This window comes from Aestuariimicrobium sp. Y1814, from assembly GCF_050113895.1.
Lineage (GTDB): Bacteria > Actinomycetota > Actinomycetes > Propionibacteriales > Propionibacteriaceae > Aestuariimicrobium.
Window position 1 is genome coordinate 1 of record NZ_JBNJRW010000014.1, and the last position, 16,341, is coordinate 16,341.

A 16,341-nucleotide genomic window follows, 5' to 3' on the forward strand; every position below is an offset into this window, starting at 1 on the left:
TGGGACTGCTGCACGTCTTGGTGACAGGTTGGGTTAGGCGGCTTGGTCGGCCGGTGTGGTCATGATGGTCTCGAACTCGATGGGGGTCAAACGTCCCAGGCGGGCTTGTCGTCGGCGGCGGTGGTAGGTCCGTTCGATCCAGGTCACGATCGCGATGCGGAGGTCGTGGCGGGTGTGCCAGCGGCGCCGGTCGAGGACGTTGTTCTGGAGCAGGGCGAAGAAGGATTCCATGGCGGCGTTGTCGCCGGCGGAGGCGACCTGGCCCATCGAGCCGGTCAGGTCGTGACGACGCAGGGCGGCCAAGTACTTCCTGGACCGGAATTGACTGCCCCGATCGCTGTGCACGATGCAGCCGGTCACTTTGCCGCGGCGGGCCACCGCCATGGCGAGGGCGTCGACCGCGATGCGGGACTTCATCCGGTCACTGATGGAGTAGCCGACGATCCGGTTGGCGTACACGTCCTTGACCGCGCACAGGTACAGCTTGCCCTGGCCGGTGCGGTGCTCGGTGATGTCGGTCAGCCACAGGACGTTCGGGCCGGACGCGGTGAAGTCGCGCCGTACGTGGTCGTCGTGGGCGGGCGGGCCTGGCTTCTTCCCGTTGGTGCTGCGCTTCTTGCCGAACACGCTCCACCACCGGTTGGCCGCACAGATCCGCCACACCCGCCGGTCGCAGCCGGTGTGGCCGGCGGCGCGGACTTCATCGGCCAGCAGCCGGTAGCCGAACTCCGGATCATCGTGGTGGGCGTCGAACAACGCGTTCGCCAGAAACGCCTCATCGAGTTCCCTGGCAGTGACCGGACGGGCGAGCCAGCGGTAGTAGGGCTGGCGGGCGAGCTTGAGGACCCGACACGTCACCGTGACGGGGATCCCGTCAGCAGCGAACTCCTTCACGAGCGGGTACATCATTTTCCCGGCAAGTTGGCCTGCGACAAATACGCCGCTGCCCGACGCAGGATCTCGTTCTCCTGCTCCAGCAGCCGGTTACGGCGCTTCAACTCCCGCAGCTCGGCCGACTCCGCGGTGGTCACACCGAGCCGGTGGCCGTCTGCGACATCAGCGCGCTGCAGCCAGTTCCGCAGACACGACTCACTGATCCCGAAGTCCTTCGCGATCTGGGCAATCGGAGCCTCGCCACGACGGGCCACCGCGACCACGTCGTCACGGAACTCCTTCGGATGGGGTCTAGGCATGGTCAACATCCTTCCAGCAGGACCTCACGGCCCCACAGATCGAATGTCACCTACTCGTGCAGCAGTCCCCTTGACCCACAGGTGTTGTCCGTTGTCGGGTAGGTGGTGTCCGTCGCCCATTCAGCACGCCGCGAGCCGGCCGCACCCCACAGGCTGGTGGCTGTGCACCCACGCCAAGTCCTGCCTGCCGCCGCCGTGCAGCTCGCCGCCGAACAGCAGGGCGTGCTGTCCACCGCCCAGCTGCGGCACTTCGGCATCAGCGAAATGGCCCAACGTCGGCTGTCCCGTGATTGGACGAAGGTTGGCCATGGCCTCTACAGCCTCACCGAACCCACCTGGCTTACGGCAGTGTCGCTGGGGCTGCTCACCTGCGGGCCCGACGGTGCGGTCACCGGGCTCGCCGCGGCCCGGCTGCACGGGCTGCTCGGCCGCGACCCCCGCACCATCACCATCAGCCACCACCGCGACCACGCCCTGCTGAATCGTCACCTGGGCGATTGGACGATCGCCTTCCGCCGCCTCAACCGCACCGGCCGCGGGGCACCATCGCGGACCGGGGTCGAGGACTGCCTGGTCGATGTCGCCGCCGAGGCCGACGAGCTGGGCGTGGTGGGGGCGGTCACCAGGGCACTGGGCCAGCGCCTGACCACCCCTGACCGGCTGGCGGCCAGGTTCGCCCAGGAGAGCCGCCTGCGCCACCGCCACCTGCTCCAACGACTGTGCTCACCCGGTGAGGCCGGCCACGAGAGCGCCCTGGAATGGCTCTACACCACCCGTGTCGAGCGGGCCCACAGGCTGCCGCCACGGCAACGCCAGGTGAGCCTGTCGTCGCGGACCCGCTCGGACGGGTGGTACCCCGAGCACGGGCTCATCATCGAGCTCGACGGGCAGACCCATGACGACCGGGCCAAGGACAGGTGGCGTGACAACCTGCATGCGTTGCACCGAGATGCGACCACCCTGCGCTACGGCTGGGCGGATGTCACCCTGCGGTGCTGTGCCGTGGCCCGGCAGGTCGCTGAGGCCCTCTCGGCCCGCGGCTGGGCGGGGACGCCCGCAGCTTGTTCGCGGTGCCGGGCCCGGGGCAACGCCACAGCGGTGGCAAACCGTTGGTAGTCGAACGGTTTGCCACCGCTGCGAGCCCCTGGCCGACCACCAGGCCCCGACAACGCAAGAACCCCGGCCATTGACCGGGGTTCTGAGTTGTGCGCGAGAGAGGAGTTGAACCTCCACGTCCCTAAGGACACTGGCACCTGAAGCCAGCGCGTCTGCCATTCCGCCACTCGCGCGTTGCCGGATTTCTCCAGCCCCGAAACGGTAGCACAGCCCCGTCAGAGGGCGCCAATTGGGGCCGCGGGGGCGGGGCCACTGCCCGGCGGACGGCGCCACCAGCTGCACCGCTGGCCAGCTGGGGCGCCGTCTTCTTCGCGGGAGGACGGGCGACTACCGCTGCGGCAACCGGGCCGCCTTGAAGGCAGCTGTGGCGGCGCGCAGGGGCTCCTCCACCGGGATCCGCTCCGCGCTGGAGGCGCCGAGGAACCCCACTGACTGGGTGTTCTCGTAGATGTAGGCCGTGTCCTCGGGGTAGGCGATCGCACCGCCGTGGCTGAAGACCATGATGTCGGGCTTCTCGGCCCGCGCAGCATCGCCGATCGCATCGACCAGCTTCGCTGCCTCGGCCAGGTCGTCCTCCTTCGACATGGTCGACCCGATGGAACCGCCGCGGGTCAGTCCCATGTGGGCGATCACGACGTCGAGGCCCGCCCTGCCCACCATCGCGCCCTCCTCGGGGCGGAACGCGTATCCCATGGTGAACAGGCCCAGGTCCTTGGCGATGCACAGGGCTTCCATCTCCTTGTCGTACCCCATGCCCGTGCTCTCGAGCTCCTGGCGGTACCGGCTGTCCCAGTCGATCAGCCCGACGGTCGGGAAGTTCATCACCCCGGCCAGCCCCAGGCGCTGCAGTTCGCCGAGGAAGGTGGTCATCTCGCGGGTGGGGTCGGTGCCGCAGATGCCGCCGATGACCGGGGTTTCCTTGACGATGGGGAGCACGGTGCGGCTGCCCAGGTCAATCACGATCTGGTTGGCGTCGCCGTAGGGCATCAGACCGGCCAATGAGCCGTGCCCGTCCATCCGGTACTTCCCGGAGTTGTAGACGCCGATGAGGTCGGCGCCACCCTTCTCGGCGAACTTTGCTGAGATGCCGGTGCCGGCCCCGACGATGACGACCGGTCGGCGCTCGTCGATTTCGGCCCGCAGACGGGTGATGACTTCTTCGCGGGTGTAGTGCTTGGCCATGATTACTGTTCTTCCTTCAGGTTGATGTTCTTGAACTCCTGCACAGTGGTTGCCATCGCGTCGATGACCGGAACCCGTTCCAGCGAGGAGCCGCCCATGTAGCCATCCGCCTCTGAGGCGGCCAACGCAGCCGCGACGGACTCGACGCTGTGCAACGGTCCGCCGTGGATGAGGGTGACCGCGCTCGGGTTCTCCCGACGAACAGCGGCGTTCATCTGTGCCAGCAGGTCGTGCGACTGTTCGTCCGAGAGCGCGGCTTCAGATCCCATTCGCCCCCCGGCGGTGATGCCGAGCATGAGGCCGACGTGGCTGGCGCCGGTGGCGGCCATGGCGGCGGCTTCCTGCGGTGTCCAGGCCCAGCCCAGCACCATGGCCCCCTGCTTGACCGCGGCCCTGGCCAGGTCCAACTCCTTCTGGTACCCGAGTCCGGCAGCCTCGAGCTGGGCTCGCAGGTCCCCGTCATAGATTCCGACGAACGGCTCGTTGGTGACCCCGGTGGCGCCGAGCTCCCCCATCTGCCCGACCAGTCGGTCGGGCTGGCGCCTCGGGTCATGGGCACCGACCCCGGCGAACACCGGCAGGTCGCGTGCTGCCGCGACGACCTCGGGCAGTACCTGGCGCACCAACTCGTTCGGGTCGTCATAGGGCAGGAACGCCAACGCCGACGGCAGCCCCTTGGCGCGGTAAATGGCGGTCGAATAGCAGGCCAGCAGGTCGGCGCCACCAGCGGCGGCGCCGGCGGCGGTCAGCCCGCACCCAACCCCGACCCCGACGAGTGTCATCGCTGCGCCCAGAGCTGGTCGAAGACCTCAACGACGCGCGCGGCGAATGCTGGGTCGTTGATCGCGGCATCGACCTCCACCAGCGGTATGTCCTCCCGCAATCCCGTCCGGATCTCGTTGAACAGGGCCTCGTCGGCCTCCCGGTCCTCATAGGGCTGGCCCGGGGCGCCGATCGCCGACAACCCGGCCAGCGGCAGGACGACCATCGTCGGGCCGGTCGCCAGGTTCGCCTTGCGGGTGAAGATCCTGCCGAGTTCCCGGCTCTCGTCGAGGTTCGTGCGACAAATCGTCACTGCCGAGTTGTGGACGTGCACCCGACGCTCCGGGACGCGGAACTGCTGGGGCACAGTGGGTTCGGCGCCGAAGTTGATCACCTCCAACGCCCCCGGGACGAGGACCTGCGGGATCCCTGCCAAGCCGGCGGCCTCCATCCGATCGGGCCCGGCACTCAACACGCCACCGACCAGTTCGTCGGTGAGCTCACTGGTGGTCAGGTCTACGACGGCGTCGATCAGGCCGTCCCTGACAAGATCCTCCATGGCTCGCCCGCCGGCACCGGTGGCGTGGAACACCGTGGTCTCCAGGTCGCGCTGGTCCAGGGCCTTCTGCACGGCCATCACGGCTGGGGTGGTGACCCCGAACATGCTGATCGCGATCAGCGGCCGGTCCGGTTCGGATGTCTCGTCCTCCTCCATCCCACGTGCCATCCCGGCTGCTGCCATCGCGGCATTGCGCAGCACGACCCGCGAGATGCGGTTCAGCCCGGCGATGTCGGTCACCGAGTACATCAACGTCACGTCACGGGTTCCGACGTAGGGGGTGACATCGCCACTGGCCATCGTCGAGACCAGCACCTTCGGCACACCTACCGGCAATGCCTGAATCGCTCGTCCGATGACCGACGAGCCCGACGAACCGCCGAACCCCAGCACCGCCCCCAACGTCCCGGCCTCGTACTCGCGGCGCAGCACCACTTCCAGGCCGGCGGCCATGGCGTCCAGGGCCAGTGATCGGGTACCGCCCTGTTCGCCTCCGCGACGTAACTCGTTGATGTCGGCCCCGGCCAGGCTCGCCAACTCGGTCGGGGTGACCGCCACCGGCACATCGCTGTGGTCGGGCTCGAAGACGCCGATGTTGATGACGCGCCAGGTCGCGCCAGCCTTCGTCAGTGTGTCGACCAGGAAGCCGACCTCCTGACCCTTTGTGTCCATGGTCCCTATGACCAGTACGTCGCCCATCGTGCACCTCTTCGTGTCGGGGTTTGATTCGAGCCTCGTCCACCCCCTGACGAAGGCCAATGGCCAATCCCGCCCAAGTGGCCACCGCTGCCGGGGCAGGGCAGTGTGGGGTGTGGAAGTCTGGAGGCTGCCGGGAGGTCCCCGGCAACGGCATAGGGGGTGGAAGCGGTGGATTCCCAGCGGGTCAGCTCGAGCCAGTTGGCGCGCAACATCACCGGGTGGGACCTCGGGGAGGGGGCCCTGCACCGACTGCTGGCCGACGCCCTCCGCGAAAGGATCACCTCGGGGGACCTACCGACCGGCGCGATGCTGCCGTCGCAGCGGGAACTGGCACGAGTGCTGGCCGTGAGCCGCACCACCGTCGGCAATGCCTATGACGAGTTGACCAGCGAGGGATGGCTGTCGAGCCACCGCGGCGCCGGCACCAGGATCAGGACCAGCCGACTGCGGGCCGGTCCCTTGGCCCAGGGCGACCGCCTGCGCACCTACGCCGCGCCAGCTGAACCGGTGGACCTCAGTAGCGGGGTGCTGCCGGCCTCACCGCTCATGGGCCAGGTGCTTCGGGGCAACTGGGACCAGGAGTTGCGTGGTCTGCTGAGGGTGGGGTTCCTGCCCTGGGGTGTCGACTCCTTCCGGGAGGAGGTCGCGAGCTACTACGACGAGTTGGGCCTGCCGACCACGCCGAACCAGGTCCTCGCCACCAATGGCTCGCACCACGCCTTGACGCTGCTGGTGGACTGCCTGCTCGAACCCGGCGACGTGGTTCTCGTCGAGGACCCCACCTATCGCGGTGCCCTCGACGTGTTCGGACGACGGGGCGTGCAGGTGGTCGGGGTGCCCGTGGACGCTGGTGGCATCGACCCGGGGGCGCTGCGCCTGGCGATCCGAAAGCACCAGCCGCGGTTGGTGTATGTGCTGCCGACGGCTCACAACGTGACGGGTGTGACCTGGTCGGCCATGCGCAGGCAGCAGGTGGCCGATGTGGTGACTGACTCGGGCGTCCTGCTGGTCGACGATGGATCCACCGCGGACCTCGCCCCGGCTGAGCACCCCGGCCACCTGGGGGCGCTGCTGCCAGAGGCGCAGTCATTGACGATCGGGTCACTCACCAAGCTGTTCTGGGCCGGCCTGCGGGTCGGCTGGATCCGCGGCCCCGCCGAGGTGCTGCAGGCCGCCCTCGAAGGCAGGGTGACCGCCGACATCGCCGGCAGCATCCCCTCCCAGGTGTTGGCCGCTGCCTGCCTGCCGCTGGCCGCCGCTGCCCGTGAACTGCGCGCTGTCGAACTGGCCCACGACCGGCAGGCTGCCTCCCTGTTGCTCCAGGAATACCTGCCGGACTGGACCCATGACCCGAATGCGGCTGGTGCGTGCCTCTGGGTGGACACCCACCAGGACACCCTGGTGCTGGCGTCTCGTGCCCACCGCGAACGTGTCCAGCTCATCCCGGGCTCCGACTTCTCCCCGAGTGACGGCTGGCGCTCGCATGTTCGGCTGCCACTGGGGCGCCCCGACGTCCTGGCGAGGGGCATCCGAGCCCTGTCGCGCCTTCTCGGCTGATCAGCGATGCGGACGACGGGCTGCCTCGTCCGGGGGACTCACCGCCCCGGCCGACTCTTCGCTCCAGATCTCGGTGTGGCCGTCCTCGTCCAGTGGGGCGGGTGCCGCCCTGGCATCGGCACGGCGCAGGCGTTCCAGGAAGGCATGGGTGGCCGAGGCTCGTCCGACGGCACGGCCGCGCAGCAGGCCCAGCACGAAGCCGAGCAGCAGGGTCGCGCCGGCCAGTGAGGCGGTGATCAACCAGGTCGGACGTTCCAGGCGTGAGACCACGACCGGCTGCGGCTCGGCGGTGACGGTGGTCAGGATCGGGCCGGGGGAGGGGGTCTCCTCCAGGTCGGCCGCGTCGATCGCCTCGTCCACCGAGTCGAGGGTGGCGTCGATGACATTGCCGCGGTAGCCCAGGTGCACCGGACGCGTCCGGTTGATCTCGTCGGTCATCGTCGTGGCCCCGACCAGCATCTGGCCCATGGGCTGACTGGCGTCACAGACCATGTCCCCGGCCTCGCAGATCGAGTACGTCGCGGCGTAGCTGGCCGCGGGAATCTCGGCGCGCACGGCGTCCATGGCCTGCTGGATCTTCTCGGAATCGACCTTGCCGTCGTACATGTCGAAGGTCATCTGCAGCATGGTCTCGACGGCTGTCTGCCGGTTGGGGGCATCGGCCCCGACCATCCGCATCAGGTACAGGTACGACCCGAGCCCGATCGCCTCGGCCGTCGCCGACCCCGACAACTCACGCACGTTCTGGCCGGGGTAATGGCTCGGGTTGCCCATCAGGATGGCGGCGGTGAGGCGCTCGCTGGGGTTGGTCAGGGCCATCGCCCGCGTGATCACCTGCGCGCCCTGGCTGAACCCCGCCAGGATGATCCGCTCGGTCGGGCAGCGGCGCAGGGAGTCGTTCATGACCGCTGCCAGCCGGGTGCCGCCGACATCGGCCGAGTCGAAGTACTCGGTCGAGGGCATCGGCTGGGCGAACAAGAGGTCTTCGAAGTCGACCTCGCCCAGGGTCTGCGGGGCCACAGCGGGGTAATCGAGCCACACCTGGCGCACGGTCCCGCTGCGGTCCCAGCGCTGGGCCAGCCCGTCACGCACGCCGGTCACCGTGGGGCCGAAGCCGTCCGGTTCACCCGAGCCGCGCACCCCGACGAACAGGAAGTCGGCGCAGGGCTGGGCGGCGGCCTGGGTGGAGATCACCGGGTTGTCGTCCCAGGAGCCGACGGCGGCGGCCCGGGGGGCGGAGCCGAGGGCCCCGGTGAGGGCCAGGGCGATGGCCAGCGCGACGGTGAGGCTGCGGCTCGTCCGGGTCGGACAAAGCTGCTCCGCGCGGACCGGTCGTCCGGCCTTGTGGGCAGGGGCCGACTGGGGCAGGGCGGGGGACAGGACTCTTCGCGCCAGGGCGGACAGGAACCTCACGCCGCCCATTCAACCTGATCGGCGAAGTTTGCCCCACCCATCCACACCTGCCCCTGAAAATTGCACTTGCCCCCGTTCCGGAACAGGGGCAAGTGCACCGTAGTAGGGCAAGTAGCGGATCAGGTCAGCCCTGGGGGTTGGCGAAGATGGCGGTGAAGCTGGCCGAGTCGATCGCGGCCGCCAGCAGCGTGAACCGCACCTGCGCACTGGTGGCCTCGTCGGGCACGTCGAGCCGTTCCGAGGGCAGGGCGTAGACGGTGAACACGTAGTGGTGGGCCGGTCCGGGCGGGGGATAGGGCCCGCCGTAGCCGACATAGCCGTAGTCATTGACCCATTCGCGGGCCGACTCGGGCAGGGCGGCGCCCTCGGCCAGCGAGGTCACGGTAACTGGCAGGTCGACCGCCACCCAGTGCCACCACCCCGAGCCGGTGGGGGCGTCGGGGTCGAAGACGGTGATCGCGAACGACTTCGTCCCGGCCGGCGCGTCCGACCAGGTCAGGTCGGGGGTGGTGTTCTGGCCGCCGATGCCTTGTTCGGCGTACTTCAGGTCGATCTGGCTGTTGGCGGGAATGCCCGCGCTGTGCAACTGCATGGCTGCTCCTCTCGTCGTCGACAGGTGTCGATCAGCCTAGCCAGCCACCGGCTTCCCCGCGGGGAACAGGTTGTGTCGGAGCCAGCTACTACGCTGGTCGTCACGTGGCACCCACTCCCGAGAGGACGCACATGAACGACATGTCGACGCCGAGGTTCGCGACACTCACCGGTGCGCGCCTGCCCGAGGGCTTCGTGGTCGGCACGGCCACCGCCAGCTACCAGATCGAGGGGGCGGTCCACGAGGACGGACGCGGCCCCAGCATCTGGGACACCTTCAGCCACACGCCCGGCAAGACCCTCAACGGGGACACCGGTGACGTGGCCTGCGACCACTACCACCGCCTCGACGAAGACCTCGACCTGATGGCCTCCTACGGGTTGGACGCCTACCGCTTCTCGATCGCCTGGCCCCGCATCGTGCCCGGCGGCACCGGCGCGGTGAACCAGGCCGGCATCGACTTCTACTCCCGGCTGGTCGACGGGCTGCTCGAGCGGGGCATCAAGCCCGTCGCCACCCTCTACCACTGGGACCTGCCCCAGGTGCTCGAGGACGACGGTGGCTGGCCCCTGCGCGGCACCGCCAATGCCTTCGCCAACTACGCCGAGGTGGTCGGCGCCGCCCTCGGCGACCGGGTCCACCAGTGGACGACGCTGAACGAGCCCTGGTGCGCCGCGTACCTCGGCTACAGCGAGGGCGTTCACGCCCCCGGACGACGCGAGCCCGAACCCACCCTGCGGGCGGTGCACCACCTGAACCTCGCCCACGGACTGGCGCTGCAGGCCCTGCGTGCCACCGTCTCCAAGCCTGACGCGCAGTACTCGGTCACCAACAACCTGCAGACCGTGCGCCCGATCGACCCCGACTCGGCCGACGACCTGGCTGCGGTCGCCCGCACCAAGGCGATGCACAACGGGGTCTTCACCGGCCCGCAGCTGGCCGGGGCCTACCCCGAGCTCGCCATCGAGGCCACCCGTGGGGTCACGGACTGGTCCTTCGTGCTCGACGGCGACCTGGAGACCATCAAGCAGCCCATCGACGTGTTCGGGCTCAACTGGTACAACCCGCACTGGGTCGGTGCCGGGCCGCTGCAGGACGGCGACGACGGCCTGCAGTCCACCCCGGGGCTGACCGACCTGCGGCTGCGCCGCCCCGCGCACCTGGCGCAGACCCAGATGGGTTGGCCGATCGACCCGACCGGCCTGGAGGAGATCCTGCTCGACCTGCACGCCGAGTTCGGTGACCTGCCGATCGCGATCACCGAGAACGGCAGCGCCTCCGACGATGTCGTGGGGCCCGACGGGGCGGTGCACGACACCCAGCGCGTCGAGTACCTGGCCACCCACCTCAGCGCCGTCCACCGGGCGATCGAGGCCGGGGTCAACGTGCAGGGCTACTTCGCCTGGTCGCTGATGGACAACTTCGAGTGGTCCTGGGGTTACGAACGCCGCTTCGGCATCACCCACGTCGACTACGAGACCCAGGTGCGCACCCCCAAGGACTCGGCCGGGTGGCTGCGCGAACTGATCCGCACCCGGGCCATCCCCTCGACCGACCCCGCCAGCTGGGGCTGAGACCCAGGTGGCGGGCCCCACGCCGGACGAGGAGCCGCGCGACCAGCTGGGAAACGAGTTGGACGACGCGCCGCGCGACCAGCTGGGCAACGAGTTGGGAAACGAGTTGGGCGACGCGTCGGACGGCGAGGAGCAGTGGCTCAGGATCGGTGACCTGGTCCGGCTCACCGGGCTGACCTCACGCACCCTGCGCCACTACGACCAGCTCGGGCTGTTGGTCCCCAGCGGGCGCAGCGGCGGTGACGTGCGCATGTACGGTGGCGCCGACGTGCAGCGGCTGCTGGCGATCCAGCACCTGAAGTCGCTGGGCATGTCACTGCAGGACATCGCCAGCGCCCTGGACGACCCAGGCTTCGACGCCCACACCGCGCTGGAGGAGCACATCGCCGTCGTCGAGGCCCGCATCGCCGCCGAAACCGACCTGCTGGTGCGGCTGCGTCGATTGCGCGGGGCCGCGGCGTCCGGCTGGGGTGAGGTGGTGGACCTGATCGCCCTGACCGAACGCCTGCGCCACCCCGACGCGGCGGTGCGGTTCGCCTCAACCCTCGCGGCACCCCGGCAGGCGCCGACCGAGGAACTGGTCGACCTGCTGCGGGCCGACCCCGAACCCGGCGTCCGGGAGGTCGCCACCTGGGCACTGGCCCAGCACGGGGCCGCCGGCGTCGATGCCGTGGTCGCCGGCCTGTCCGACCCCGACCCGGGGGTCCGCCTGCAGATGGCCCACGTCGCCTCCAAGCTGGGTGACCCGGCCGCCGGCTCCGGCCTGGTGGGGCTGCTGGCCGACCCCGATGCCCGGGTGCGCGCCAAGGCCGCCTTCGCCCTCGGACGAATCGGTCTGCTGGGCACCCTGCCGGCGCTGCTGTCCGGGCTGGGCGACCCGGACGACCAGGTCGCCGCGGCCTTCGTCGGTGCGCTGACGGCCTTCGGTCAGGCAGCGGTGCCGGGGCTGGTGGGCGCCACCGCCGACCCGTCGGGCCTGGTGCGGGAACGCGCCGCCGACGCCCTCGCTGCGCTGGCCCCACCCGAGGCCGTCGACGCCTTGGCGCAGCTGCTGGACGACGAGGCCGCCCCGGTCAGGTTGAGCGCGGTGCTGGCGCTGAGCGGCATCGACGCCGAGCGTGCCCGGGAGGCGGTGTACCGGGCCCGCCACCATGACGACCCCCAGGTGGCCGCGGTGGCCACCCGGCTGGGGAGCTGACCCCGGACCAGCCCCAGCGCCCGGAACAGCGCCAGGCACCCGGACCAGCGCCAGCGCCCGGTCACGCAAAACCGCCCCGCGAATCATCCCGGGGCCGTCTGTTTGCTCGTGATCGTGCTCGTGCTCGTGTGCGAACCGAACTCGGCTCAGGCCTGGGCGGCCGCCGCTTCGCGGCGCTGCCGCAGCCGGGTGGCGGCCAGCGCCACGTGGGCGTCGGAGCTTTCAGTGGCCCTGGCCAGCGCTTCGTTCGCGACCTCACCGAGCTGGCCGAGGGCGGTGGTGGCCACGATGCGCACGGTCTGGTCCGCATCGTTCGACGCAGCGGTGAGTGCCTCGAGTGCCGGGTCAGCCGCCTCGCCCAGGAAGCCGAGCACCTCGGCGGCGTGGGCGCGCACGGTGGCGTCCTCGCTCGAGAGGGCCTCGGTCAGCGCCGGCACCGCGTCCTCACCGAAGACCAGCAGGGCGTTGGTGAGCAGGTCGAGCTGCAGCTTGTCGCCCTGGCCGAGCCGGGCCACCAGCACGGGGACCATGGCGGTGTTGCCGGTCGAGGCTGCCGCCCGGTAGCCCTTGATGGCGACCCGCGGGTTGGGGTCATTGACGATGGCGACCAGCTGGTCGGCGAACTCCGGGCGCCCGGCCTTGCTCAGCACGTGCGCGGCCTGGGTGCGGGTGGCGTCGTCGTCGCTGGTGAGCTGCTCGATGACGCCGGGCAGGGCCTGGTCGATCACCTGCACGGTCGCCCAGGTGATGCGTTCGCGCACCTGGCAGTCGGTCTCGACCCCGAGCCGCCCGACCAGGGCGTCGGCGGCGTCGGTGACGCGGTACATGCCGATGGTGGACGCGGCATGGAACCGGTCGACCAGGTCATCGCTGTTCAGGGCGGTGATGATCTTGGTGGTGTCGATGGTCATGGTTCCTCCTTGGGATCGAACATCACGCTAGAGGTTGACGCCGCGTCAACGTCAAACCGGGTTCGCCGCGGGCTGATCCCGGGGCGCCCACCCGGGGCGTCCGCCGCCCGGTTGCCCGGCCCAGCCAGGAACCTCAGTCCAGTCGTCCGAACGCCTTGGTGTGCAGCACCAGCGCCTCCGCCTCGTCACTCGCGTCCAGGTCGACCACCGCGTGGATCTGCCAGTCGTGGTTGCCCTCGGGGTCGCTGATGATCTGGCGCACCACCCAGCGCCGCGGGTCGGTGCGGTCGACCAGGATCCGCGCAGCCGAACGGGCATCGGCATCCAGCACCATGTCGTCGTGCTCGTCCCAGTACTCGCCCAGCGCCTCGTCCCAGTCGTCGCCGGTGAAGTCCTTGTTGTTCGGCTCCAGCGCCTCGAGGGCATCGACATTGTCGGCCGCGGCCAGCATCACCCGTTGCCACAGGGCATTGCGCACCAGCACCTGGAAGGTGCGTTCGTTCGAGGTGAGGCGCACCACCACCGGCACGGCCTGCGGACGAGCGCTGGTGCCGTCCCACTGGGTCAGCGCCTCCCACTCGTCCAGCAGCGAGGAGTCGGTCATCCGCACCGTGTCACCCAGCCAGTCGAGCAGGGTCTCGAACTCGGGCGTGCGGGCAGACTCCGGCACGGTCTGGCGCAGCGCCCGGAAGGCATCGGTCAGGTAGCGCAGCAGCAGCCCCTCGACCCGTTCCAGCTTCAGCCAGGCCACGTACTCCCCGAAGGTCATGGCCCGCTCGTACATCTCCCGGACGATCGACTTCGGCGACAGTGCCGCCTCCGCGATCCACGGGTGGCGTGGCTGGAAGATGCCGAACGTGTGGTTCAGCAGGTCCTCCAGCGGACGCGGCCACGACACCTCGTCGAGGGCATTCATCCGGTCCTCGTAGTCCATGCCGTCGGCCTTCATCTCGGCCACGGCCTCACCGCGCTCCCGGAACTGCTGGGCCATCAGCACCTGGCGCGGGTCTTCAAGGGTGGCCTCGATTACGCTGACCACGTCGAGCACGTAGTCGGGGGAGTCGGGGTCGAGCACCTCGAGCACCTCGGTCGCGAACGCCGACAACGGCTGGTTCAGCGCGAAGTCGGCCTGCAGGTCGGGCGACAGGGTGAACCGGCGCCCACCCGGGGTCGGCTCGTCCAGCCTTACGACCGTGCCGGAGGCGAGCAGGGAGCGGCCCAGGGCCAGCGCCCGCCGGTACAGGCCGCGGCGCACCTTCGGGTCGCTGGTCGCGCGTTCGACCAGCCCGACCACCGCCTCGACGGTGTCCTGGTCACGTTCCAACAGGTTCAGCAGCATGGCGTGGGTGATCCGCATGCGGGCGTGCAGGGTTTCCGGCACCGATTCCTGAAGCCGTTCGAAGGTCTGCTCGGTCCAGTTCACGAACCCCTCGGGCGGCTTCTTGCGGTTGAACTTGCGCAGCTTCTTGGGGTCGTCGCCGATCTTGGCCAGCGCCCGCTCGTTCTCGATGACGTGCTCGGGGGCCTGGGCCACCACGTAGCCGATTGAGTCGAACCCGGCGCGGCCGGCGCGCCCGGCGATCTGGTGGAACTCACGGCTGCGCAACACCCGCAGTCGCTGCCCGTCGAACTTGGTCAACGCGTTGAACAACACCGTGCGGATCGGCACGTTGATGCCCACCCCCAGGGTGTCGGTGCCGCAGATCACCCGCAGCAGCCCCTGCTGGGCCAGGGTCTCGACCACCCGGCGGTAGCGCGGCAGCATGCCGGCGTGGTGCACCCCGATGCCGGCGCGCACCATCTGCGACAGGGTCGTCCCGAAGCCCTTGCCGAAGCGGAAGTTGCCGAGCGCCTCGACGATCCTGGCCCGGGCGTCCTTGTCGACCAGTGGGGTCGACATCATCGCCTGCGCGCGCTGGAAGGCCAGCGCCTGGGTGGCGTGGACGATGTAGACCGGCGCCTGCAGGTTCTCGACCAGTTCGTCGACGGTCTCGTTGATGGGGGTCAGCGCCCACCGGTAGGCCAGCGGGACGGGGCGCTGCGCCCCGGAGATCACCGTCGAATCGCGCCCGCCGAGCTCGTGCAGCGAGTCGGCCAGGGTGGTGACATCACCCAGGGTGGCCGACATGATCACGAACTGGGCCCTGGGCAGTTCGCTCATGCCCACCTGCCAGGCCCACCCGCGGTCGGGGTCGGCGATGAAGTGGAACTCGTCCATCACGACCTGGTCGATGGGGGCCTCGGCCCCGTGCCGCAGCGCCAGGTTCGCCACGATCTCGGCGGTGCAGCAGATGATCGGTGCCTCGCTGTTCACCGAGGCATCGCCGGTGATCATGCCGACATTGGCGGCGCCGAAGGTGTCGCACAGGGCGAAGAACTTCTCACTCACCAGCGCCTTGATGGGGGCGGTGTACCAGGAACGCCCCCCGGCGGCTACGGCGGCAGCGTGGGCGGCGATCGCGATCATTGACTTGCCCGACCCGGTCGGGGTGGTGACGATGGTGTTCGCCCCGGTCAGGATCGCCAGGGCCGCTTCTTCCTGGTGTGGGTAGAGTTCCAGCCCGTCAGCCTGCGCGGCGTCGACGACTTGTTCGTAGACGCCTTCCGGTGTGGCCCCGCGCAGTGCGCTGATGTCGAGTCTCATCGCAGCCCAACCTAGCGTGTGGGTCCGACACGAGTTGTCGGCCCCAGCGCAGCGGTGTGCGGCTCAGCGTAGCGGGTGACCGGCTCAGTGCAGCGGGCGGCGTGGGGAGCGGGCCACCCGGGCCTTCGACAGTTCGTCCAGCCCCAGCAGGCGGACCCCTTCGGGGGCGGCGGCCGCCCGCAGCAGTTCGTCGACCGGGTGCAGGTCGGGGTCGGCGGCGTCCGTGACGGTCTCGAGGGCCTCGGCCAGTCCGGCCCGGCGCAGCAGGCGCCCGTCCTTGACCAGCAGGGCAGGGGGGTCGAGCGCCAGCAGCAGCATCCCGTAGACGGGTTCCTGGCCCTCGTCGATCGGCGGCTGGAAGTAGGGCACGTCGAGGATCCACCCGTTGAGCCGCAGGTAGAACCGCAGCCGTGCGGCCGGGTCGCCATGGGTGGGGTGGGGTTCGTGGTGGTCAGGGTGCTCGATCTCGGCCAGGACGACGGTGTTCGGGTGCTGGGTGGTGATGTCGGCCAGCAGTTCACGCAGCAGCGCCGACCCGACGCCGCGGCCGCGCTGGTCCTGCCGGGTCGCGAAGTAGGCCAGCATCACCGTGGGGGTGCCCTCGAGGGTCTCGACCACGGCCACCGCTACGGGGTCCTCGCGTGACCCGACGACGTGCACGCTGGCCACCCCGGCCCGCACGCTGGCGACCAGGTCCTCGACTGGGATCAGCTCCTCGGGTGGAAAGTTCGGCGCCATCAGCAGCTCGTGCACCCGGGTCAGGGTCTGGTGGTCGACGACCTGGCTGCTCGTCGGCGTACTCAGGTGATCAGTCGGCATGTTTCTGCCTCCCTTCCCGGCCGGGCCCGGCGCTCCCGGGCTCGACCTGACCCTAGCCCACCCGGTTCCACCCGCACCGATCTCGACGGTCAGCGGCGCCTTGCGGGTCTGGAACAATGGCG

General features: G+C 69.9%; 13 protein-coding genes and 1 tRNA gene. 4 read left to right on the forward strand and 10 right to left on the reverse strand.

All coding sequences use genetic code 11. The annotated features are described in order from the left end of the window. Window positions 1–33: 33 nt before the first annotated feature. Window positions 34–1,193 (reverse strand): IS3 family transposase gene (locus tag ACQE3C_RS13605; protein WP_434539690.1). Its coding sequence is split into 2 segments (ribosomal slippage): window positions 34–912 and window positions 915–1,193, totalling 1,158 coding nucleotides; the frame shifts between segments, so codons are not numbered across the junction. 162 nt (window positions 1,194–1,355) lie between these two features. On the opposite strand from ACQE3C_RS13605, the gene ACQE3C_RS13610 reads away from it, so the two are divergent. Then, window positions 1,356–2,309: a type IV toxin-antitoxin system AbiEi family antitoxin domain-containing protein gene (locus ACQE3C_RS13610; RefSeq protein ID WP_434539691.1), complete on the forward strand. Its 954-nt coding sequence runs from the start codon at window positions 1,356–1,358 to the stop codon at window positions 2,307–2,309. Window positions 2,310–2,399: 90 nt separating this feature from the next. Here ACQE3C_RS13610 and ACQE3C_RS13615 read toward each other — a convergent pair. From ACQE3C_RS13615 to ACQE3C_RS13630, 4 genes are all read right to left on the reverse strand, one after another. Then, window positions 2,400–2,482: transfer RNA gene (locus ACQE3C_RS13615), tRNA-Leu, on the reverse strand. 154 nt (window positions 2,483–2,636) lie between these two features. After that, window positions 2,637–3,491, reverse strand: a complete 855-nt coding sequence (locus ACQE3C_RS13620; protein WP_434539692.1) for a phosphoenolpyruvate hydrolase family protein — start codon at window positions 3,489–3,491, stop codon at window positions 2,637–2,639. Window positions 3,492–3,493: 2 nt separating this feature from the next. Continuing rightward, complete coding sequence (locus ACQE3C_RS13625) at window positions 3,494–4,273, reverse strand: phosphoenolpyruvate hydrolase family protein (protein WP_434539693.1); 780 nt, start codon at window positions 4,271–4,273, stop codon at window positions 3,494–3,496. Further along, window positions 4,270–5,511 (reverse strand): Tm-1-like ATP-binding domain-containing protein, encoded by a 1,242-nt coding sequence (locus ACQE3C_RS13630; RefSeq protein WP_434539694.1) that lies wholly within the window; start codon window positions 5,509–5,511, stop codon window positions 4,270–4,272. The genes ACQE3C_RS13625 and ACQE3C_RS13630 overlap by 4 nt, the downstream gene beginning before the upstream one ends. Window positions 5,512–5,679: 168 nt before the next feature. Here ACQE3C_RS13630 and ACQE3C_RS13635 point away from each other — a divergent pair, with 168 nt between their 5' ends. Beyond that, window positions 5,680–7,068 (forward strand): PLP-dependent aminotransferase family protein, encoded by a 1,389-nt coding sequence (locus tag ACQE3C_RS13635; protein ID WP_434539695.1) that lies wholly within the window; start codon window positions 5,680–5,682, stop codon window positions 7,066–7,068. On the opposite strand, the gene ACQE3C_RS13640 is transcribed toward ACQE3C_RS13635, so the two are convergent. Continuing rightward, window positions 7,069–8,481 (reverse strand): cutinase family protein, encoded by a 1,413-nt coding sequence (locus ACQE3C_RS13640; protein WP_434539696.1) that lies wholly within the window; start codon window positions 8,479–8,481, stop codon window positions 7,069–7,071. It abuts the gene before it with no gap. 124 nt (window positions 8,482–8,605) lie between these two features. After that, entirely contained in the window at window positions 8,606–9,073 is a 468-nt protein-coding gene (locus ACQE3C_RS13645; protein WP_434539697.1) for a YbhB/YbcL family Raf kinase inhibitor-like protein, read from the reverse strand. Window positions 9,074–9,204: 131 nt separating this feature from the next. Between ACQE3C_RS13645 and ACQE3C_RS13650 the strand changes: the two genes are divergently transcribed. Next, window positions 9,205–10,647 carry a GH1 family beta-glucosidase gene (locus tag ACQE3C_RS13650; RefSeq protein WP_434539698.1) on the forward strand — a complete coding sequence of 481 codons (1,443 nt, stop codon included), beginning with the start codon at window positions 9,205–9,207 and terminating at the stop codon, window positions 10,645–10,647. Window positions 10,648–10,654: 7 nt separating this feature from the next. Further along, the gene (locus ACQE3C_RS13655; protein ID WP_434539699.1) at window positions 10,655–11,845 is read left to right on the forward strand and encodes a HEAT repeat domain-containing protein; all 1,191 of its coding nucleotides are present in this window, start codon (window positions 10,655–10,657) and stop codon (window positions 11,843–11,845) included. A gap of 146 nt (window positions 11,846–11,991) precedes the next feature. On the opposite strand, the gene ACQE3C_RS13660 is transcribed toward ACQE3C_RS13655, so the two are convergent. From ACQE3C_RS13660 to ACQE3C_RS13670, 3 genes are all read right to left on the reverse strand, one after another. Continuing rightward, complete coding sequence (locus ACQE3C_RS13660) at window positions 11,992–12,756, reverse strand: HEAT repeat domain-containing protein (RefSeq protein WP_434539700.1); 765 nt, start codon at window positions 12,754–12,756, stop codon at window positions 11,992–11,994. A 133-nt stretch (window positions 12,757–12,889) separates the two neighbouring features. Next, complete coding sequence (locus ACQE3C_RS13665) at window positions 12,890–15,400, reverse strand: DEAD/DEAH box helicase (RefSeq protein WP_434539701.1); 2,511 nt, start codon at window positions 15,398–15,400, stop codon at window positions 12,890–12,892. 84 nt (window positions 15,401–15,484) lie between these two features. Next, on the reverse strand, window positions 15,485–16,219 hold the full coding sequence (locus ACQE3C_RS13670; RefSeq protein WP_434539702.1) for a GNAT family N-acetyltransferase: 735 nt from the start codon (window positions 16,217–16,219) through the stop codon (window positions 15,485–15,487). Window positions 16,220–16,341: the final 122 nt, after the last annotated feature.

Bases quoted from the DNA above. Each gene is read 5' to 3' on its own strand.
- ACQE3C_RS13670 (WP_434539702.1), bottom strand. From the start codon at position 16,219: ATGCCGACTGATCACCTGAGTACGCCGACGAGCAGCCAGGTCGTCGAC.
- ACQE3C_RS13645 (WP_434539697.1), bottom strand. From the start codon at position 9,073: ATGCAGTTGCACAGCGCGGGCATTCCCGCCAACAGCCAGATCGACCTG.
- ACQE3C_RS13650 (WP_434539698.1), top strand. From the start codon at position 9,205: ATGAACGACATGTCGACGCCGAGGTTCGCGACACTCACCGGTGCGCGC.
- ACQE3C_RS13630 (WP_434539694.1), bottom strand. From the start codon at position 5,511: ATGGGCGACGTACTGGTCATAGGGACCATGGACACAAAGGGTCAGGAG.
- ACQE3C_RS13620 (WP_434539692.1), bottom strand. From the start codon at position 3,491: ATGGCCAAGCACTACACCCGCGAAGAAGTCATCACCCGTCTGCGGGCC.
- ACQE3C_RS13660 (WP_434539700.1), bottom strand. From the start codon at position 12,756: ATGACCATCGACACCACCAAGATCATCACCGCCCTGAACAGCGATGAC.
- ACQE3C_RS13625 (WP_434539693.1), bottom strand. From the start codon at position 4,273: ATGACACTCGTCGGGGTCGGGGTTGGGTGCGGGCTGACCGCCGCCGGC.
- ACQE3C_RS13665 (WP_434539701.1), bottom strand. From the start codon at position 15,400: ATGAGACTCGACATCAGCGCACTGCGCGGGGCCACACCGGAAGGCGTC.